The 20,366-nt window shown below is 63.3% G+C and carries 19 protein-coding genes; 11 read left to right on the top strand and 8 right to left on the bottom strand.

What is annotated here, in order from left to right; genetic code table 11:
• Positions 1-122 precede the first annotated feature (122 nt).
• Positions 123-677, top strand: coding sequence for an HdeD family acid-resistance protein (locus tag FJ941_RS17070; protein ID WP_140507336.1), 555 nt, complete (start codon positions 123-125; stop codon positions 675-677).
• A gap of 30 nt (positions 678-707) precedes the next feature.
• Here FJ941_RS17070 and FJ941_RS17075 read toward each other — a convergent pair whose 3' ends face one another.
• Positions 708-1,688: a bifunctional riboflavin kinase/FAD synthetase gene (locus tag FJ941_RS17075; RefSeq protein WP_140507499.1), complete on the bottom strand. Its 981-nt coding sequence runs from the start codon at positions 1,686-1,688 to the stop codon at positions 708-710.
• A 6-nt stretch (positions 1,689-1,694) separates the two neighbouring features.
• Positions 1,695-2,555 (bottom strand): TIGR01459 family HAD-type hydrolase, encoded by an 861-nt coding sequence (locus FJ941_RS17080; protein ID WP_140507338.1) that lies wholly within the window; start codon positions 2,553-2,555, stop codon positions 1,695-1,697.
• A gap of 258 nt (positions 2,556-2,813) precedes the next feature.
• On the opposite strand from FJ941_RS17080, the gene FJ941_RS17085 reads away from it, so the two are divergent.
• Positions 2,814-4,808: a TadE/TadG family type IV pilus assembly protein gene (locus tag FJ941_RS17085; protein WP_181169840.1), complete on the top strand. Its 1,995-nt coding sequence runs from the start codon at positions 2,814-2,816 to the stop codon at positions 4,806-4,808.
• Positions 4,809-4,932: 124 nt separating this feature from the next.
• Complete coding sequence (locus FJ941_RS17090) at positions 4,933-5,565, top strand: LysE family translocator (RefSeq protein ID WP_140507340.1); 633 nt, start codon at positions 4,933-4,935, stop codon at positions 5,563-5,565.
• 4 nt (positions 5,566-5,569) lie between these two features.
• On the opposite strand, the gene FJ941_RS17095 is transcribed toward FJ941_RS17090, so the two are convergent.
• Positions 5,570-6,394, bottom strand: a complete 825-nt coding sequence (locus FJ941_RS17095; RefSeq protein WP_140507342.1) for a DUF2189 domain-containing protein — start codon at positions 6,392-6,394, stop codon at positions 5,570-5,572.
• A 230-nt stretch (positions 6,395-6,624) separates the two neighbouring features.
• Here FJ941_RS17095 and FJ941_RS17100 point away from each other — a divergent pair, with 230 nt between their 5' ends.
• The gene (locus FJ941_RS17100; RefSeq protein WP_140507344.1) at positions 6,625-7,848 is read left to right on the top strand and encodes a TadE/TadG family type IV pilus assembly protein; all 1,224 of its coding nucleotides are present in this window, start codon (positions 6,625-6,627) and stop codon (positions 7,846-7,848) included.
• A gap of 78 nt (positions 7,849-7,926) precedes the next feature.
• Positions 7,927-8,442, top strand: a complete 516-nt coding sequence (locus FJ941_RS17105; protein ID WP_140507346.1) for a CAP domain-containing protein — start codon at positions 7,927-7,929, stop codon at positions 8,440-8,442.
• A 10-nt stretch (positions 8,443-8,452) separates the two neighbouring features.
• Here the strand turns inward: FJ941_RS17105 and FJ941_RS17110 are convergent, their stop codons facing one another.
• The 5 genes from FJ941_RS17110 to FJ941_RS17130 form a co-directional block, all read right to left on the bottom strand.
• Complete coding sequence (locus FJ941_RS17110) at positions 8,453-9,430, bottom strand: 2OG-Fe(II) oxygenase family protein (protein WP_140507348.1); 978 nt, start codon at positions 9,428-9,430, stop codon at positions 8,453-8,455.
• A gap of 119 nt (positions 9,431-9,549) precedes the next feature.
• A complete protein-coding gene (locus tag FJ941_RS17115) occupies positions 9,550-11,085 on the bottom strand; it encodes a DHA2 family efflux MFS transporter permease subunit (protein WP_027143226.1) in 1,536 nt (511 codons plus the stop codon).
• 302 nt (positions 11,086-11,387) lie between these two features.
• Entirely contained in the window at positions 11,388-12,563 is a 1,176-nt protein-coding gene (locus FJ941_RS17120; protein WP_140507350.1) for an HlyD family secretion protein, read from the bottom strand.
• A complete protein-coding gene (locus FJ941_RS17125) occupies positions 12,560-13,039 on the bottom strand; it encodes a MarR family transcriptional regulator (protein WP_140507352.1) in 480 nt (159 codons plus the stop codon). Before FJ941_RS17125 ends, FJ941_RS17120 begins: the two co-directional genes overlap by 4 nt.
• A 113-nt stretch (positions 13,040-13,152) precedes the next feature.
• Complete coding sequence (locus tag FJ941_RS17130; RefSeq protein WP_140507354.1) at positions 13,153-14,178, bottom strand: LacI family DNA-binding transcriptional regulator; 1,026 nt, start codon at positions 14,176-14,178, stop codon at positions 13,153-13,155.
• A 194-nt stretch (positions 14,179-14,372) separates the two neighbouring features.
• On the opposite strand from FJ941_RS17130, the gene FJ941_RS17135 reads away from it, so the two are divergent.
• The 6 genes from FJ941_RS17135 (at position 14,373) to FJ941_RS17160 (ending at position 20,365) form a co-directional block, all read left to right on the top strand.
• Complete coding sequence (locus FJ941_RS17135; protein WP_140507356.1) at positions 14,373-15,404, top strand: Gfo/Idh/MocA family oxidoreductase; 1,032 nt, start codon at positions 14,373-14,375, stop codon at positions 15,402-15,404.
• A complete protein-coding gene (locus tag FJ941_RS17140) occupies positions 15,401-16,309 on the top strand; it encodes a sugar phosphate isomerase/epimerase (protein WP_140507358.1) in 909 nt (302 codons plus the stop codon). Before FJ941_RS17135 ends, FJ941_RS17140 begins: the two co-directional genes overlap by 4 nt.
• 97 nt (positions 16,310-16,406) lie before the next feature.
• Positions 16,407-17,414: a substrate-binding domain-containing protein gene (locus tag FJ941_RS17145; protein WP_140507360.1), complete on the top strand. Its 1,008-nt coding sequence runs from the start codon at positions 16,407-16,409 to the stop codon at positions 17,412-17,414.
• 86 nt (positions 17,415-17,500) lie between these two features.
• Positions 17,501-18,298, top strand: a complete 798-nt coding sequence (locus FJ941_RS17150) for an ATP-binding cassette domain-containing protein (protein ID WP_140507362.1) — start codon at positions 17,501-17,503, stop codon at positions 18,296-18,298.
• The gene (locus FJ941_RS17155) at positions 18,295-19,347 is read left to right on the top strand and encodes an ABC transporter permease (RefSeq protein WP_140507364.1); all 1,053 of its coding nucleotides are present in this window, start codon (positions 18,295-18,297) and stop codon (positions 19,345-19,347) included. Before FJ941_RS17150 ends, FJ941_RS17155 begins: the two co-directional genes overlap by 4 nt.
• 184 nt (positions 19,348-19,531) lie before the next feature.
• Complete coding sequence (locus FJ941_RS17160; RefSeq protein WP_140507366.1) at positions 19,532-20,365, top strand: AraC family transcriptional regulator; 834 nt, start codon at positions 19,532-19,534, stop codon at positions 20,363-20,365.
• Position 20,366 lies beyond the last annotated feature (1 nt).

Below are 20,366 nucleotides of genomic sequence, written 5' to 3' on the forward strand. Positions count from 1 at the left end.
ATTTAAGGACGAGACATCCAGCGCGTGTTGCTTGCACCATCGCGCCCGCCATCGGCTGGACGCGGGTCGGCGCCGAGGGTAACCTCCCTTGCATTCTGGCGGTCTTCAATGGAGGTGGCGACATGACCTTGGACGGCGATACATTGAAGAACGTGATCGGCCAGACGCGCGACAAATGGGGCTGGTTTGTCGGGCTGGGCGTGGTGCTGCTGGTCCTCGGCGGCATTGCCTTCGGCAATCTGTTCATCGCCACGGTGGCTTCCGTCTATGTCGTGGGATGGCTGATGCTGGTGGCCGGCATCATCGAGATCATGCACGCTTTCGGGGTCAAGACCTGGGGTCGCTTCTTGTATTGGCTGCTCAGCGGACTGCTCTATGCGGTCGCCGGATTCTTCGCTTTCGACAATCCGCTGCTGGCCTCAGCGGTGCTGACCTTCCTGCTGGCCGTCGCGCTCGTCGCTTCGGGCGCCCTGCGGGCCTGGGTCGGCTATAGCCACCGTCCGGAGCGGGGCTGGGGCTGGATTGTCGCGGCTGGGGTCATCAGCGTACTTGCCGGCCTGATCATCGCCATGGGGTGGCCGGTCAACAGCCTGTGGGTGCTCGGACTGTTCCTGGCGATCGACCTGATCTTCCAGGGCTGGACCTTCATCGCCGTCGGTCTTGCGCTAAAGAAATAGGAAACTCGTTCCCCTTTTCGGGATCACGCTTCAGAACGCCACAGCGGCGTCCAGACCGGACAGCGGCTTGACGCCGCCAAGCAACGCGCGTGCCTCGGCTTCATCGCGCTTCATCTGCACCACCAGTGCATCGAGCCCCTCGAACTTGATCTCGCTGCGCAGGAAGCCGAAGAACGACACTCCGCAGATCTCGCCATAGAGATCGCCGGAAAAATCGAAGACGAAGGTTTCCAGGAGTGGCGCGCCATTGTCGTCGACGGTCGGGCGGCGGCCAAAACTGGCGACGCCGTCGTGCAGCGTACCGTCCTCGCGCCGGAAGCGAACGGCGTAGATACCTTCCTTGAGCGTGGCTTCCGCGGGAAGCCTCATGTTGGCTGTGGGAAAGCCGAGCGTTCGCCCGAGCTGTTGGCCGCCGACGACCTCGTTTTCCACCGTGAAGCGATAGCCAAGCAGACCGGCTGCCCCGGCCACCCCGCCCTCGCAAAGCAAGGCACGGATGCGGCTCGACGAAACCACCTCGGCGCCTTCGTCGCGAAAGGCGTCGACGAGGGTGACACCGAAGCCATGGCGCTCGCCAGCAGCCATCAGATAGGCCGGCCCGCCCTGGCGGTCCTTGCCGAAATGGAAATCGAAACCGGTCACGGCGTGGCTGATGCCCAGCGTCCTCTCCAGCACGTCGGTGACGAAGGCTTCCGCCGACAGCGAGGCGAAGTCGCGCGTGAAAGGCTGCTCGACGAGCGCGGCAAAGCCCAGAAGCGACAGGAGCCGCGCCTTCATCGGCGGCGGCGTCAGCACGAAAAGCGGCAAATCAGGCCTGAAAACCGTTCGGGGATGCGGTTCGAAGGTCAGCACCAGGGCCGGCACGCCGCGCCGCGTGGCCTCCGCCAATGCCCGTTCGAGCACGGCCTGATGGCCGCGGTGGACGCCATCGAAATTGCCGATCGCCACGACGCCGCCTCGCAGATCGGCGGGCAGCGGCACGGTTGTCGTAAGATGCTGGAACGCGACCATTGTCACCTACTGCAGTCTTGCGATGACGGCCACCGGACGATAGCCGTGCCGTTCCAGGAAGAGCCCGAGCCTGGCCGGATCCGGCCGGGAGGGATCGCCATAGTCGCGGGCATGAATGCCGCCGGAGACATAGAGGACGTCGAAACCATTGTCGGCCGCGCCCTTGACGTCGGTAAACATCCCGTCGCCGATAGCCAGTATTTGCGGACGCCCGACCGGCCGGCCGAGGATCTCGGCCACCTCCTTCATCGCGACCTCGTAGATTGGCGCATAGGGTTTTCCGGCGATCAGCGTGCGACCGCCGAGCTGCGCGTAGTCACGCGCGAGCGCACCGGCGCACCAGATGATCCGTTCGCCGCGTTCAACCATGATATCGGGATTGGCGCAGATGAACGGCAGGTTCCTGGCCCGCAACCGGCGCAGCAGTTCCGTATAGTCCTCGGGTTTTTCGATCTCGTCGTCGAACAACCCGGTGCACACGACGCCGGCGGCCTCGAATTCCTCGACGAGTTCGACATCGAGACCATCATAAAGGGTCAAATCGCGGTCGGCGCCGATGTGGAAGACTTTGCGAGGGCCCTCCGCGATCAGATCACGGGTCACGTCACCCGAGGTCACCACACGGTCATAGGCCGACGGCGGAACGCCGATCACGCTCATCTGCGCCACGACGTCGGCGCTGCGGCGCGGCGAATTGGTGATCAGAACGACAGGAGTGCCGGCCGCCCTTGCCGCCACCAACGCGGCCGCGGCCGCCGGAAAATGCCATTCGCCATTGTGCACCACACCCCATACGTCGCACAGAATTGCCGAATAGGCTTTCGAGACGTCTTCGAGCGAGCCGACGATTTCAGGCGAATCCGCCATGCCGTTTCCTTCAGTATGATCGTTGCGGGTGCGGCGGCCGACGGTTCGCCGCAGCCGGTTCGAATTATCCGAACCGGCCCATGCTGTCACCAGCTTTCGCCCGCATCGGCACGAATTGCCGCGCAACCGGCGGCTTTGATTGGTTAGCGGTTGGTGAAGCGCCGACCAAGCAATAGAGCGGTTTCCCAAACCCGTCCTTCAGCGTTTTGTGGAAAGCTGGCGCTGACCGAGAATCCGTCGGCGGGGGCCGCTCCAAGCATGTTTGAAATCTGGCGTCAGTTCCGCCGCGACAGGCGTGGCAATTATGCTCTTATGACGGCTGTGGCGATGGTACCGCTGATGGGCGGCCTGGCAATCGCGGTCGACTACACGGAAATGAACCGTGAAAAGCAGATGCTGATGAACGCGCTCGACGCCGCCAACTTCGCCACCGCCCGCCGGCTGACGGAAGGCGCGACCGACGACCAGTTGAGAGCCTATGCGCTCGATTTCTTCAATGCCAATTTGAACGATATCGATCCCGCGAGCACGACGCTCAACGTCACCTTGCCGAGTAACAGCAGCAGCGGCGGCGGCGGCGGCCTGCTGACGATGACCGCCCAGCTCAACTACAAACCCTATTTCTACCCCGCCTTCGCCCAACTCGTCGGCAAATCGGCGACCGATGCGAACCAGAGGCTCAGCTTCAACGTCACCTCGCAGGTGCGGTTGAAGAACACGCTGGAAGTTGCCATGGTGCTCGACAATTCCGGATCGATGACCACGCTCGGCACGGGCTCGGGGCAAAAGCGCATCGATCTTCTCAAGACTGCTTCCAAGCAGCTGGTCGATACACTGGCCCAGCAGGCGGTCATGATCAAGCAGGTCGACAAGCCGGTGCAATTCAGCCTCGTGCCTTTTGCCGCCTCGGTCAATGTCGGCCCCGGGAATGGCAATGCTTCGTGGATGGACACCGAGGGGCTTTCTCCGGTCTCGAATGAGAATTTCGACTGGTCGACGCTGAACGCCGCCAACAAATACGCCCAGCGGACCAACGGCATCTGGTACAAGCGCGGCACTGGCTGGGGAACCGAGGACGGCCAGATGCTGACCCGGTTCTCGCTCTACCGCGACATGAAGGTCGTCACCAACCACGAGCGTGTCGTCAACAGCAAACGGGTCGTGTGCGACCAATACAATTCGAACAACACCTGCAAAAGCAGCCACGACGAATATGACTATATCGATTCCTATGGTCCGTTCGCCAGTTGGCAGGGCTGCGTCGAGGCCCGGCCCTACCCTTACAATATAAACGACGCCACGCCGTCCGGCGGCTCGGCCAACACCGGCATCGGTGTCGGCGATCCGGCAACGATGTTCGTGCCCATGTTCGCCCCCGACGAACCGGGCAATCATTGGAAGCTCACTCAAGACCCCGACGAGGCCGCGCCGGTAACTTATGGTGCCGTCAACAGCTGGTGGAACGACGATCCGTCGAGCAGCAGCGGCCAATCCCGGCTGCGCAACATGGCCAAGTACTTCCAGCCGCGGCCGATCGATGCGCCGGCGCTGCCCGCCGGCAACGGGCCGAATTACAGCTGCACCACCAACCCGATCACGCCGCTGACCGATGTCAGCGTCGCCGAAGGGGTCACCTCGATCAAGGCGGCGATCGACCTGATGCAGCCGAATGGCGGCACCAATGTTCCCGAGGGCATGGCCTGGGGCTGGCGGGTGGTTTCGAGCGGAGAGCCGTTCACGCAAGGGCGCCCGGAAACGGAAAGAGGCAACGACAAGGTGGTGATCGTGCTAACCGACGGCGCCAACACCTATTATACGCCTTCGTCGCTGGGCTACTCGGATCCCGCCAATTCGAAATCGACCTATGCGTCCTACGGCTATCTCAACCCCGGATACAACGGCACCTCGGTCGGCCGCCTGTTCATGGGCACATCGAGCGCCATCGGTCAGCTAGACTATTCGAACGGCAACTACACCAACGCGCTCAACGAGCAGATGGCCACGCTGTGCAACAACGCCAAGGCAGCCAACATCATGGTGATGACGGTGGCGCTCGACTTGTCGATGACCAAGGCCAGCGACAAGCTGGCCATCGATGCGCTGAAATCCTGCTCGTCGGAGTCGCGCTTTCGCAAGGATGCCGCGGATCCGAGCAAACCGGCGAAGCTGTTCTGGAATGCGACCGGCGCCAGCCTGGCAAACGATTTCAAGGAAATCGGCAACGAGCTGTCGAACCTGCGCGTGGTCGGCTAACCCGGGATCATCCCTCTGGCGCAACGCCTGGCGCCGTCAAGCTCTTGCAGCCACTTGTCGGGATAGGCACAGATTGGCCGCTCGCGAGATCGCGAATCCATCGCGGCATGCTGGGGAACGAACAATGCCCGATACCGCCAACCACCTCGCCTTCGCGCTGGTCTGCCTCGGCATGGTGCTGACGCCAGGCCCGAACATGATCTACCTGATCTCCCGCTCGCTCTCGCAAGGGCCGAAGGCCGGACTGATCTCGCTTGGCGGCGTTGCGGTCGGCTTCTTGTTCTACGTGCTGTCGGCCGCGTTCGGCATCACGGCGCTGCTGCTCGCCGTGCCCTATGCCTATGACGTATTGCGCTTTGCCGGCGTGCTTTATCTCCTGTGGTTGGCCTGGCAGGCGGTGAAACCCGGCGGACGCTCGCCGTTCCAGGTGCGCGACCTGCCGAAGGACCGGCCGCGCAAGCTGTTCGCTATGGGATTGATGACCAATCTGCTCAATCCCAAGGTGGCCGTTCTCTACCTGTCGCTGCTGCCGCAATTCATCAGCCCCGGCAAGGGCCATGTCCTGTCACAGCTTCTGGTGCTGGGCGTGACGCAGATATCGATCAGCCTCGGCGTCAATGCCGTCATCGCGCTGACGGCCGGCTCGATCACCACCTTCCTCGCCGGACGCCCGCTGTGGCTGGTGATCCAGCGCTGGATGATGGGAACCGTGCTGACGGCACTCGCGCTGAAGATGGCGACCGACGCGCAGCGCTGAGTGCTCACATCGGACGGCGCGGGGGCCGGATATGGGCCGGTTCGACCACCTTTCGGTAGAGGTGCCAGGTCGCGTGACCGAGGATCGGCATGACGACGGCCAGTCCGGCAAACAGCGGGATAGAGCCGATCACCAGAAGCACCGCGACGATCAGACCCCAGAGCGCCATCTGCAGCGGATTTGTCATGACCGCGCGCGCCGAGGTCTCTATTGCCGAAATGGCGCCGACATCGCGATCAAGCAAAAGCGGGAAGGCAACGACCGTGGTCGCCAGCACAACCACCGCGAAGACCAAGCCGGCCGCGTTGCCGAGAAGGATCAGCGTCCAGCCCTTGCTGGTCGTCAGCACATCGCGCAGGAAGGCCCCGACCGAAGCGGGCGGCTCGCCGCCAAAAAGGCTGGTGTAGATCGACTGCGCCGTGAACAGCCACAACAGGAACAGCGCGACCAGCATGATGCCGATGACCGCTATCGAGGGTAGCGCCGATGAGCGGCGGACATCGAGTGCGTGCCGCCAGTTGGTGTTCATGCCGAGCTCGCGCCGGCGGCTGATCTCATACAGTCCGAGTGCGGCGAACGGACCGACCAGGGCAAAGCCCGACATCAAGGGGTAGACGAGCTGGATGGCGTTGGAGCCGGACGTCCACTGCGTCAGGACTAGGCCGACGATCGGATAGATCAGGCACAGGAACACGTAATGCGAGGGCTTGGCCCAGAAGTCCTCGGCGCCAAGCCTGAGCGCGCCCCAGAGGTCTGTCGTGGAAATGCGGCGGACCGCGGGTTGCACATGCATTCCGCGCGCGTCCGCCATGACATGAAAGCCGGCCATAACCTACCTCCGTTTTTCTCGGGGGGCGGTCACCGCCTAGGGTGGCCGCCCGTAGCTGCCACTTCAACAACGCTGGCATCATATCCGATCTTCCCGGAATTGTCGCCGCGTCCTTCGTTTGGAGAACCACTGACTTCATCTTAAAATCTATGCATTTTAGTTATTGCTTAAATTACTCGTAGAGACCCCCGGGCGTATCACCTGAGCTTTACAAACCTTGGCGAGGGACGATGTTCACATTGAAGGGCTTCTGGTCTTCGGAGCGCGGAAATTTTGCCATGGCGACTGCCATAGCGATGCTGCCGATAATGGCTGTCGTCGCTGGCACCCTCGATCTGACGGGCACGAGCGACGACGCGGCGCAATTGCAGAACTCGCTGGACGCGGCTGGGCTTGCCGTCGGCACAAAGTACCTGCCCAGCATGAGCGCGAGCGATGTCCAGGGGCTTGGGCTGACATTCTTTGCTGCCAATATGAACGTCGCCGACCAGCAGGAATATTCAGACAGCATTACCGCCTTTTCGGCCACCGCCAGCGGCGACCCGAGCGCCTATTACATCTCGCTTTCGTCAGGCATAAACCGTCCGAGCTTCATCAATGGCGCTGCCCCCTGGCCGGCTCACAGATCGGCGACGGTCAAGATGCACCCGGGCGCGCAGGCCTGCGTGCTGGCGCTCGATCCGCATGCGTCGTCCGCGGTAAGCCTGCAAGGCTCGACCGATGTCGCCATGAGCAACTGCGTGATCGCGGCAAACTCGGACGCGTCCGATGCTGTCAGCAGAGGCGGTTCCGCGCAGGTTTCGGCGGGCTGCGTCTCGACCGTCGGCGGCACTTCCGGGCTTTCACCGCCCAGTGCCAATCTCACCTGCGGCGCGCCGCTCGAACATCAATATGCGTCCTTCGATCCCCTGGCCGATATCGTGCCTCCCCCCTATACATTCTGCATGCCGGTCCCGAACGGCAAAACCTACACGCTGTCGCCCGGCACCTATTGCGACAAGACATTGTCGGGAAACATCACGCTCAGCCCGGGCGTCTACATCTTGCGCGGCGTCACCCTGAAGCCGGGGGGGAACGGCAGCCTGAGCGGCCAGGGCGTGACCATATTCCTCGTGGAGGGAGCACAGATCATCATAAATGCCAATGAAACGGTGAACCTTTCTCCGCCAACCAGCGGGCCTTACGCCGGCATCACCATCTTCCAGAGCCGTGGGAACATTTCAGCATTGACCCTGAATGGCGGTGCAAATTCCGTGATCAGCGGATTCGTCTATGCGCCTGACGCGGCCGTTTCGTTCGCCGGCAACTCGGATATGAGCGGTCAGGGCGATTGCCTGAGGCTTGTTGGCTTGACCGTGCAGATGACAGGCAACTCATCCATCAAGACCGACTGCACGGCCGTATTCGGAAATCGCGAGATGTACGCCAGCCGCCGCATCACGCTTGTGAGATAGCCGCTAACTGCCGCTTCAATTCGAAAATTTCACCGCCCTGCCCGGCAAAAGCCATGATCGCGATCGAGTCAGGCCTGCATGACCATTTCGAGAATCGATTGCGACCGGACCGCGGACTTGAACAGGCGCACCTGGCTCAAGGCGGCCGGCCTAGCGGCATTGCTCGGGCTTGCCGCCTGCAGCACCGTCTCGCTGCCGACCGGGCAAGGCGCCGGGGTTTCCTCCTCGGCAACCGGCACGCTGGCGAGCCTGCGTGTCACGGCTGGGCTCGGACCGCTGGTCCCCGATACACAGCTGGAGCAAGCAGCACTGCAGCAGGCCGGCTATATGGCGCGGCGTGAAAACATGAGCCACACGACCGGCTGGGGCAAGGATTTCGCCTCGCGCATGAGGGACAATGGTGTACACGGTGCGGCGGCCGAGAACATCGCGGCCGGCCGCTTCGACCAACAGAAGCTGTTCGATATCTGGATGCATTCGCAGGGACACCGGCGCAACATGCTCGATCCGGACTTCAGCCGCTTCGGGCTTGCCTATGTCCGTGACGGCCGCGACCCCAACCTGCGCTACTGGTCGCTGGTGCTCGGGAAATAAGGGCTCCAGCCTATTTCGTCGTCGCCTTGAATTTCGCCATCAGGTAGGGACCGGAGCGCACCGGGCCGTATTTCGGCGGCTCGCCGTCTGCAAGGCAGGCCTCCAGCACCTTGATCTCGGCATCCCAGTTCGGCTGGTGGAAGAAGGCCATGGACTGGCGCCTGTCCCGGCCGCCCGCGGCTGGATTGACGACACGATGCACGGTGGACACCCAGCGGTCGTTGGTCCAGCGCGCCATCAGGTCGCCGATGTTGATGACGAAGGCTCCCGCGATCGGCGGCACCTCCGTCCATTCTCCGTCGGGCGTGACGATCTGAAGGCCGCGCGACCCGGCCTGCGGCAGCAGAATGGTCAGGCTGCCATAGTCCGTGTGGGCGCCGGCTCGGATCTGGCCGGGCTTCGGCGCGACATGCTGTTCGGGATAATTGAGCGCCCTCAGCGCGCTGATCGGCGCATCGAGATAAGTGTCGAAATAAGTCTCGGGCAAGCCGAGCGCGGTGGCGAAGACGCGCATGATCCGCAGCGCCAAATGCTCCAGTGCGGCGTAGTAGGCTTTCCAGGCATGGATGAAACCGTCCGGTGCTTCAGGCCAGATCGTCTCGGCATAGCAGAAGGCGAGTGCCTCGGGATCAGACATGCCCGGTGGCACACTGAGCGGTCCGCCGTTGAAGCTCTCCTTGAGGTCCGGCGGCGTGTCGACATTACGGGACTTGGCCAGCGCTTCGAGTTCGGGGCCGAGATAGCCGTAGGGATAGCCCTTATAGGGCGCCTTGGAGCGCTGCTTTTGTTCCGGCGGCAGGTCGAAGAAGGCGCGGGCCTTCGACCAGGCGGCGTCGATCACCGCCTGCGAAATGCCGTGGTTCTTGACCGCCAGGAAGCCCGTATCGCGGCAGATGCGATCGACCTCGGCGCCGCGCGCGGCCTTCTCCTCAGGGCTCGCTTTCTCGAATTGTCCGAGATCGAATACCGGAAATGTCGGGTTCTGCATCGTCTTTGCACTCGTCCGTCAACTTGCGAAACGATGCCGGCTTGCCCGGCAACCGGCTAGGACCAACCGATGTGGCAGTGTAGTCCATATCGAAGGCAGGCGATGTGCCTGCCGTCGGCCTAGTCCATATGGGCGGCAGGCGCGCCGCCGCCAGCCGGCGCCGTCTTCGGCTTGCGCAGCAGGAAGACGAACGGAATGGCGACCAGCGTCATCACCATCAGGATTTTGAAGTCGTTGACGTAGGAGATCATCATCGCCTGGAGATTGACCATGCGGTCGACCTGCGACAGCGCCGTCGGATCGCCGCCGGCGGCCGCCGGCGAGACCGCCCAGAGATTGGGATTGAACGGGTTGATGAAGGCTGAGAGCTCGGCATGATTGACCTGCGTGTTGCGCACCAGCAGCACCGTCACGACCGATACGCCGATCGACGAGCCAAGGTTGCGCACCAGGCTGAACAACGAGGTTGCATCGGTGCGGTAACGGGCGTCGAGCGTGGCGAAGGCAACCGTCGACAGCGGCACGAACACCATTCCCATTCCCAGGCCCTGGATCACGCCGGAGCTGATGATCAGCCAGTTATCCATCTGCGGCGAGAAGCTGGCCATGGTGTAGAGCGAATGCGCGGTCAGGAGGAAACCGATGACGACGAGAATCCTGGCATCGATCTTGCCCATGATGCGCCCGACGACGAGCATGGAAATCATGGTGCCGACGCCGCGCGGCCCGATGACGATGCCGATGGTGACGGTCGGATAGCCGAAGATGGTCGACAGCATCGGCGGCAGCAGCGACATCGAGGCCAGGATCAGCACGCCCATGACGAAGATGAACGCCAGCCCGGTGACGAAATTGCGATCGAGGAAAATCTTCGGATCGATGAAGGGATGTTCCGACGTCACGGTGTGAATGATGAACACCCAGAAGCCGGTAATCGAAAGGCCAAGCTCGATCCAGATCTCGACCGAGGAAAACCAGTCGACCTCGCCACCGCGATCAAGCATCAGCTGCAGGGCGCCAACGCCGAGCGATATCATGGCAAAGCCGAAGAAATCGAAGCTACGCACCCGCCGGGCAACGGCCGGCAGATAGGCGGCCATGCCCAGGAAGGCGAGGATGCCGACCGGCAGGTTGATGAAGAACACCCAGCGCCAGTTGAAATTCTCGGTCAGCCAACCGCCAAGCGTGGGGCCGAGGATCGGTCCCAGCATGATGCCGGCGCCCCATATGGCCATCGCCTGGCCATGGCGCTCCTTGGGATTGATGTCGAGCAGGAAAGTCTGCGACAGCGGCACGATCGCGGCGCCAAACACACCTTGCATCAGCCGGAAAAGCACGATCGTTTCCAGGCTCCACGCCAGGCCGCACAACATCGAGAAGATGGTGAAGCCGACCACCGCCGTCAGGAACAGTTCCTTGCGGCCGAAACGGTCGGCGAGCCAGCCGGTGACAGGCGTCATGATGGCGGCGGCGACGATGTAGGAGGTCAGCACCCAGTTGATGTTGTCGGGCGAGGCGCCGAGGTCGCCGGTCATGGTCGGCAGCGCGACGTTGGCGATCGTGGTGTCGAGCGCCTGCATGATCGTCGCCAGCATGAGCGCGACGGTGATCAAGCCGCGATGCGGCACTTCTTTGAATGGTTCGGACGTGCTCATGGCGTAGAACTTCCAGAAGGTACTGAAACATGTACAACGGGTTTCCGGGCGGCAAAGCCTGCCGTTGAGAGGCCTTCATCGCGGTGGGACGCGATTATCGATGTGGGGGTTACATCGACTGAAAGTCTCTGATGAGCGGATGCATGCCGCCCGGAAACCTGAGGACCGACGGGTCCGTGTCGAGACTTCAGCTTCGGCCTGACCGCGACGCGGCTCTGCCCAAACGCTGATCCTTCCCACCCCCCATCAGTCCAATCCTGCAACTCGCTTCCCCACCCTGGTCCCCGCGGGCTTCCGCTGACTTACTGCGCGGGCTCGCCGGCCGTGGCGTGACCGAAGATCGACGGCCAGCCACGTGCCACGCCGGTGTCGACGGTGACGGAGGCGCTCATGCCGGTACGCAGCGCCATCTTGGCATCGGGATCGGTCAGTTCCAGGCGTACAGGAATACGCTGGGTGACCTTGACCCAGTTGCCCGTGGCGTTCTGGGCCGGCAGCAGCGAGAAGTCCGCGCCGGTGCCGGCACCGATAGCCTTGACGGTCGCCTCGAAGGTCCTGCCCGGATAGGTATCGACCACGATCTCCGCCTTCTGACCCGGCTTCATGTTGGTCAGTTGGGTTTCCTTGAAATTGGCGTCGATCCAGGTATCGCCGGTCTCGACCAGCGCAAACAACGGTGTGCCGGAGCCGACATACTGGCCGACCTTGAAGGACGCGGCTTGATAGACAAGACCATCGGCGGGCGCCTTCACCGTGGTCTGCGCCAGGTCATAGGCAGCCTTGTCGCGCGCGGCGAGTGCCGACATCACGGTCGGATGCTTGTCTGTCTCGATATCGGGATTGCCGCCAAGCGCCGCCTTGGCGCTGACGATGCCCTGTTCGGCAACGGCGAGCTGCTGCTTGGCCTTGTCGAGATCATTCCTGGCTTCATCCAGCGAAGACTTGGCATTGATCCCTTTCTGGGCAAGATCGGCGGCGCGGTCATATTGCGACTGCGCATAGGCAACTTCGCTGCTGGCGGATTTCTCCTGCGCCATCGCCTGGCCGTAGGCGGCGCGCAACTGCTCGACATTGAGGCGCGCGGCAGCCACAGCGGCATCGGCCTGGGCAAGCGCGATGCGGTAGGGCTCTGGATCGATGGCGAACAGGAGATCGCCCTGCTTCACCGTCTGATTGTCCGATATGGCGACCTGGACGATACGACCAGCAGTGTCGGAGGCGATCGACACCTTGGCCTGCTGCAGATTGGCGTTTTCCGTTTCCTGGTAGCGCCCGCCCGTCACCCAGACATAGCCGCCGCCGACGATCAATGCCGCCGGCAAGACGAACATCAAAAAGAAGCGACCGATGCGGCGCTTCTTCTTCGGCGCCGGCGCCGGCTGCACGAGAGGAGCGACCGCGACAGGGGCAGCCGGCTGGGCCGGCGCTTCCATCTCCACCTTGGGAGCGTTTTCTTCTACTTTAGCTACCGCGTTCATGCTGTCGCACCTTCCGCACTCTTGATCTTTTCAAGCGACGAAGCTTCGCTGTCCGTCAGATTTTGTACGATTACATCCAGCGCCCGGATCAGGACGCGCCGGTCTTCCGGCGAAACGCCGCTGAGCGATTCCTCATAGACTTCGCCAGCAAGGCTCTTGACGTCTGCATAGGCCGCGTTCGCCTTCTCGGTTGGGAATATCATGCGCACGCGCCGGTCCGCCGCGTCGGAGCGGCGTTCGATCCAGCCGCCCTCCTCCATCCGGTCGACCAAGCGTGAGACGCTGATCGGCTCGATTTCGAGCAGTTCGGCGAGCCGCGCCTGCGCAACGCCCGCCTCCTTGGCAACGCGGACCAGAAGCCGCCATTGCGCCGAAGACAGGCCGAGCCCGCTGGCGCGCGCCTCAAAGCGCTTGCGCATCAGGCGCTGCACGTCGTGGATCAAAAATCCCAGTCTGTCGATGCCATCTGAAACCATGAGCGGTATATATAATAAGCGTGCTTACTATTCAAGGTGTCAGATCGCGATGGCCGCGCGCGGCGGCGAGGCAAGGCGACCGTTTGTTCTGTTATAACAGAACAAACAAATGGTCAATCGCTGTCGCGGGCGATCAGTTCCAGCGGCCAGACCTCCCTGATGGTCTCTGGCCCGGCGGCCCCCGCAAAAGCCGGCAGCGACGCCAGCAGCATTTCGGCGAGCCGCCGTCCCATCGGCTGCAGCGCCGGGCGGAAAGCAGTCAGCGCCGGCGAGAAGTAGCGGCAGAGCGGCGTATCGACGATGACGGTCACCGCCATGTCGTGACCGGGCTTGATGCCCATCTCGGCCAGCGCCTTGCAGCCGCCAAGCGCCATTGCGTCATTGTTGAAGATAATGGCTGTCGGCGGGTCCTTGCGGCGCATCACCTGCGGTGTCACTTCGTAGCCACCGGCCTCATTGATGAAGCCGTCGGCAATCAGGCCGGGATCGACGGCGATGCCATGCCGGCGCAAGGCCTTGCGGTAGCCGTCGAGGAACAGATAGCCGAAATTCAGATCGAGCGATGGGCGGATGGCGGCGATCCGGCGATGGCCGCGCGCCACCAGCCGATCGACCGCGTCGGCGCCTGCTTTTTCGAAATCGAGATCGAGCGAGGGGTAGGCCTTGTCGCCGGAGCGGCTGCGGCCGAGCGTGGCGAAGGGGAAGCCGGCCTGGGTCAGATAGTCGATGCGCTCATCCTCGCGCCGCGTCCAGGCCAGCACAACCGCGTCGGCACGGCGCGTCTCGACGACACGCCGCAGGCGCTCCTGCTGATAGTCGCCCGGCGCGCCCATCACCACGATGAGATCCAGCCCGCTTTCGGCGAGCCGGCCCTGCAATCCAGTCAGGAACGGAATGAAGAAAGGCTCGCCGTATTCCTGGTCGCCCGGATGCGGCTGCAGCATGAAGGCGATCGAGTGGGTAGCGCCTTGCCTGAGACTGCGACCGGACTGGTTCGGCGAATAGTTGAGAGCCCTGGCCGCCTCGAGAACGCGCTGGCGTGTGTCGGCATTGACGTCGGCGCGGCCGTTGAGGGCGCGCGACACCGTGCCGATCGAAATGTTCAGGTGACGGGCAAGGTCGTGAATGCTGGACGCCAAGTGACTGTTCTCCCCCTTGCTTGGCTAGCACCGGTGGCCGCCCGGGCCAAGGCGCAACGACGATTTTCATGGGCGGCCGATTGACATTCTACGCCTTCGGGTGTGTTCTCGTAAACGTTTACGGAAAAACGTTTACGGTCACGCCGTGAACGCCGGGACGATCGGCCTGGAGGGGCCGAGAGGAGGAGCGCTGGATGATCGACGCCGTTCTGGTCGGCTGCGGAGCGATGAGCAAGGCCTGGCTCGATGCCGCGCGGCAAATCGACGGGCTCGCCATTGTCGGCCTTGTCGATCTCGATGCCGACAGAGCAAAGGCCAGGGCTCGCGAATACGACCTTGGTGGTGCCGTCATTGGCACCAGTCTCGACGCCGTGCTCGACCAGACCCGACCGCAAGCGGTCTTCGATGTGGTGGTTCCCGCCGCCCGGCGCGACGTTGCGTTTTCCGCCTTTGCCCATCATTGCCATCTGCTGACGGAAAAGCCGCTCGCCGATAGCCCGGAGAATGCCCGCGCCATCGTCGAGGCCGCCCGCCAGGCCGGGCGCATCCATGCCGTCGTCCAAAACCGCCGCTATGTCGCCGATGTCAGGCGCATCCGGAGATTTCTGGACTCCGGCGCCATCGGCAAGCCGACCAGCATCCACGCCGACTTTTTCGTCGCACCACATTTCGGCGGTTTTCGCGAGGAGATGGCCCATGTGCTGCTGCTCGACATGGCGATCCACGCATTCGACGCCGCCCGTTACATGGTCAATGGCGAGCCGGCCGGCGTCCATTGCCAGGAATGGGAACCGGCCAATTCCTGGTACCGACAGGGCTCGTCGGCCAGCGCGGTCTTCGATCTCGGCGGCGGCAAGGTCTTCACCTATGCGGGCAGTTGGTGCGCGGCCGGCTTCCGCACCAGTTGGGAGGGCAGCTGGCGCATCGTCGCCGAGCGCGGCAGCCTGATCTGGGACGGCCATGAAGGGTTGAAGGCGGAAATGGTAGTGCCGGGCCGCGACGGCATGTTCGACAAAATTCAGCCAATCGAGGTGCCCGCGCTCGATCCCGCCGACCGCGTCGACGGCCATCTCGGTATCATCAGGGATTTCATGCGCGCCATCGAGACCGGCACCGAGCCGGAAACGCGCGGCGCCGACAATATCAAGAGTCTGGCCATGGTCTTTGGCGCCATCGAGAGCGCCGAAACCGGACGCCGCGTGATGATCGCAAAGGAAGCACAATGATGCCAAACCCGCTCCTCGACATCAGGATCGGCACCATGGTGCGGGCCAACCTCGACGACCCGGCCGCCTATATCAAGGCAATCCTGCCGCTCGGCTTCGAGAGCATCCAGCCCTTCTTCTGGCAGACACTGGGTGGCAAGGACCTGCCCCGGCTGGCGGGCCAGATCCGCGAGGCGATCGGCGATGCCGATGTCACGGTGTCGTCGCTCGGCGTGTTCGGCAATCCGCTGGAGGGCGGCGATGTCGACCGTGGCGTGCTCCAGGCCTGGGAGACGGTCATCGACAATGCGCATTTGTTCGGCGCCTCGATGGTCTGCGGCTTTACCGGCCGGCTCCGCGGCAAGCCGCTGACAGACAGCCTGCCGCGCTTTCGCGAGGTGTGGGGGCCGCTGGCCAAGCGCGCCGACGACAAGGGCGTTCGCATCGCCTTCGAGAACTGTGCGATGGACGGCAACTGGGCTGCTGGTGACTGGAACATCGCCCACAATCCGGACGCCTGGGAGCTGATGTTCAACGAGTTGCCTGACGACAATCTCGGCCTCGAATGGGAGCCTTGCCACCAGCTCGTCTATCTGATCGATCCGATGCCGCAGATCCGCAAATGGGCGCCACGCATCTTCCACGTCCATGGCAAGGACGCGACGGTGCGCTGGGACGTCATTCGCGAGCACGGCGTGTTCGGCCGTCTGCCGTTCGTACAGATGCGCACGCCAGGCTTCGGCGACAGTGACTGGACGCGGGTGATCAGCGAATTGCGGCTGGCCGGATACAAGGGTGCGATCGACATCGAAGGCTGGCACGACCCGGTCTATCGCGGCGACCTCGAGATCACGGGGCAGGCACGCGCGCTGGAGTATCTCAAGCTATGCCGGGGAGGTGCGAGCTACCTGCCAAATCCGGCGTGAGGACCGGTCGGCGGGAGGAGCCGGCCGCAAGTGGTACTGCCAAAGCAATCGTTCAAAGGCCCCTCGGCTGACGAGGGAAACAATGGGAGGAACGTGCATGAGCATCGCGATCAGAACGACACTTCTGCGGACGACCGTGGTGGCGGCCGCCACGGCGCTTACCGCCGCAATCTCCACCTTGCCGGCGCAGGCGCTCGATGGCCAATGGTGCAAGGACGTCCACATCCGCTTCTTCGTCGGCGGCGCCGAGGGCGACGCCTTCGGCACCATCGTCTATAATGGCGCCAAGCAGGCCGCGGCCGATCTCGGGCCGAAGGTCGACTACATCTTCTCGGGCTGGGACATCGAAAAGATGGTGCAGCAATTGCGCGAGGCGGTGGCGGTAAAGCCAAACGGCATTGCCATGATGGGCCATCCCGGCGATTCTGCCATCATGCCGCTCGCTGAAGAGGCGCATAAGGACGGCATCAAGATGATGTACCAGAACGTCCCCGTACCGACCGTCGTCGCGGCATTCGGCGGCGGCTATGTCGGCGCCCAGCAGGAGCAGCAGGGCCGCGCACTCGGCGCCGAAGCTTTCAAGCTGGCCAAGCTGAAGGCCGGCGACAAGGCGATCATGATCGGGCCGTTCGACAATGAGAGCCGCGGCGCGCGCGAGCGCGGCACGGTCGCGGCACTGAAGGAGGCCGGCATCGACGTGGTTCAGATCAGTTCGGCGACCGAATGGGCGGCGGATCCCAATCTCGCGATACCGGTGATCACCGCGGCTCTGTTGAACAACCCGGATGTGAAGATGGTTGGTTACCCCGGCGGACAGATGCTCGGCAATGTCCCCACCTACATGCAGGCGGCGGGGCGCAAGCCCGGCGATATCTTCAACTTCGGTTTCGACACCAGCCCGCAGATCGTTGAGGGCTTCAAGGGCGGCTGGGTGCAGCTGACGGCCGACCAACAGCCATTCCTGCAGGGCTATCTGCCGATCCTCAGCCTGTGCCAGCAGGTGGTGCTGGGTCTGGCGCCGATGAATGTCGACACCGGCGCCGGTTTCGTCACGCCCGAAAATTACGAGATTGTCGCAGAACTCGCCAAGCAGGCGCTGCGCTGACCTCCCAAGCCGTCGGCCGGGATCAGGCCCCGGCCGGCGGGACCGCTGGCGAGAAAGCTGGTGCGAGACAATCAAGCGAGGATCCGATGGCCGAACGTCTCATAGAACTGCGCGACATCGCTAAGTCCTACGGCCACGTCTATGCATTGGGCGGGGTCAATCTCAGCGTCGACCGCGGCGAGGTGGTCGGCCTCATCGGCGACAACGGCGCCGGCAAGTCGACGCTGATCAAGATCCTCTCCGGCGTGGTCCAGCCGACCAGCGGAGAGATCCTCATCCGCGGCAAGCCGGTGACCGGATGGAGTGCGGCACGTTCGCGCGAGGCCGGCATCGAAACGGTGTTCCAGGACCGGGCGCTGGCGGTGCAGCAGACGATCGTGCGCAACATCTTCATGGGCCGCGAACTCACCGGTTTTCTTGGCTGGCTGAAGGTCAGCAAGGAAATCGAGGAGGCGAGTCGGCTGATGCGCGAGATCGGCTTCACCTCGAAAGTATTCACGCCGCACTCGATCGTCGGCCAGCTATCGGGCGGCGAGCGCCAGGGCGTGGCGATCGCGCGCGCCATATACAAGCAGGCTGAACTGATCGTCCTCGACGAGCCGACCACGGCGCTGTCTCTGACCGAGACCGCCAAGGTCTTCCATTTCGTGCGCCAGGTGCGGGCGAGCGGCCGCTCGATCCTGTTTATCGGCCACAACATCCATCATGTCTTCGACATCGCCGATCGCTTCGTGGTGCTGGACCGCGGCAAGGTCGCGCTCACCGCCGACCGGAGCGAGGTCAAGTCGGCCGAAGACCTCATCAATTTCATGGAAGACGTCGCGCATCCGGGCGGGTTGGCCGGACTGCACGACACCGGCGACGCGGAGCAGAGAGCACGATGAGCAAGACCATGGAGCCCGATCTGCACGAGCCGGCGGCCGGCATTTCCCGCCAAGGCAGTTCCCAGAACGAGTGGAAGCACCCGTCCGATCACTGGATGCGCGGCTTCATCCTTGACAACCGTGCATCGCTTGGCACGCTCGGCGTGTTCATCGTCATGATGGCGGTGTTCATGATCGCCAACCCGACCGTCTTCACCACCTGGTATCTCTACAGCTCCGTACTGACGACGCTGCCGGTGGCGCTTTTCGTGGTGGTACCGCTGGTCTTTGTCGTCACCTGCGGGGAGATCGACCTGTCGTTTCCCGCGACGATGGGTTTTGCGTCGTGGGTCTTCGCGCTGGTCGTCCAGGCCGGCTACGATCCGTTCCTCGGCATCATTGCGGCGATCGTCACCGGCATGCTGCTCGGCTTCCTCGTCGGGTCGCTGGTCGTCTATGGCGGGCTGTCGTCGCTCATCGCTACGCTCGGCATGAATTTCCTGCTGCGTGGCCTGATCCAGATCATCAACGAGGGCAAGTCGCTGGCGCTAACCGGGCTTGCAGACAGCTGGGCCTACAGGATCTTCTCCAGCCAGTTCTTGGGCATTCCGGTGCAGATCTTCTGGGCCATCGCCTTCGTCGTGCTGTCGGCGATGCTCTACAACCGCCACCGCTTCGGCGCGCAGGTGAAGGTGGTCGGTGACAATCCCGACAGTGCCCAGCAGATGGGCATCGACGTCAAGCGCGTGCGGGTGAAGGTGTTCGTCTTCGTCGGCATCGGGGCCGCGATCGCCGGCACGTTCTCCGTAATGATCAACTTCACCTGGTGGCCAACCGCCGGCGACGGTTATCTCTTGCCGGTGCTGGCCTCGGTGTTCGTCGGCGGCACGCCCACCTGGGGTGGCATCGGCACCGTGGCCGGCGGCGCGATCGGCGCCGTCACGGTGTCGTTTATCCAAACCGGCGTCGTGGCGGCTGGGCTCAGCGGCTTCTACGTCCAGTTCTTCAACGGGCTGATCATCATCCTTTCGCTGCTTGGCCACAAATGGAACCAGGCGCGCTACCGTTGAACCAGTCTGCTCTTTGAACCAGTCGGCCTTCAAGGCAATTTTCCGGCTATCCGAGCCACCAATAGACGATAGGCCACGCGGACGAGACCGCGCGGCCCGATCGCCCATTTGCGCCATGCGCAATTTCGATCAAACTGGCGCGGCAACGAGGCGCCAGAGTGAGGACGCCACATGCGAGGAACCCATGAACCCGACCGAGAAAGCGCTATGGTTTGTCGAAAGCCATCTGCCGGAAGCTGTTACGCTCGACGACATCGCCCAAAGCAGCGGCGTGTCGCGCTTTCATGTGACGCGCGCCTTCGGCGCCGCCACTGGCCGCTCTGTCATGGGTTACATGCGCTCGCGCCGGCTGACCGAGGCGGCGCGCAGGCTCGCCGGCGGGGCGCCCGACATCCTGTGCGTCGCGCTCGACGCCGGCTACAACTCGCATGAGGCTTTCACCCGTGCCTTCCGCGACCAGTTCGGCACCACGCCGGAACTGGTGCGCGCGCAAGGTTCGACCAAGACCCCTGATCTCGTGGAGCCTATCCTGATGGACCACACCCTGCTCGCCAGCCTCGAACCACCGCGCTTCGAGACCAGCCGCCCCTTCCTCATCGCCGGCTTCGGCGAGCGCTACAGCTGCGAATCGAGCGCCGGCATTCCGATGCAGTGGCAGCGTTTCAGCCCCTACATCGGCAACATACCCGGCGAAGTCGCCGGCGTTTTCTATGGTGTCTGCCTCAATGGCGACGATGCCGGCAATTTCGACTATGTCGTCGGCGTCGAAGTGCGCGACTTCGCGGATCTGCCGAAGGAATTCTACCGGGTGCGGGTTCCGGCGCAGAAATACGCCGTTTTCACGCATCGCGAGCACATCTCGACCATCCGGCGTACGATCAACACGATCTGGAACAGCTGGCTGCCGGCCTCCGGCCACGAAATCGCCGACGCGCCGGAATTCGAGCGCTATGGGCCCGAATTCGATGCACGCACAGGTAATGGCGGGCTGGAGATCTGGGTGCCGGTCAAGGCATGAC

The sequence above is a fragment of the Mesorhizobium sp. B2-3-13 genome (genome assembly GCF_006442195.1).
Lineage (GTDB): Bacteria > Pseudomonadota > Alphaproteobacteria > Rhizobiales > Rhizobiaceae > Mesorhizobium > Mesorhizobium salmacidum.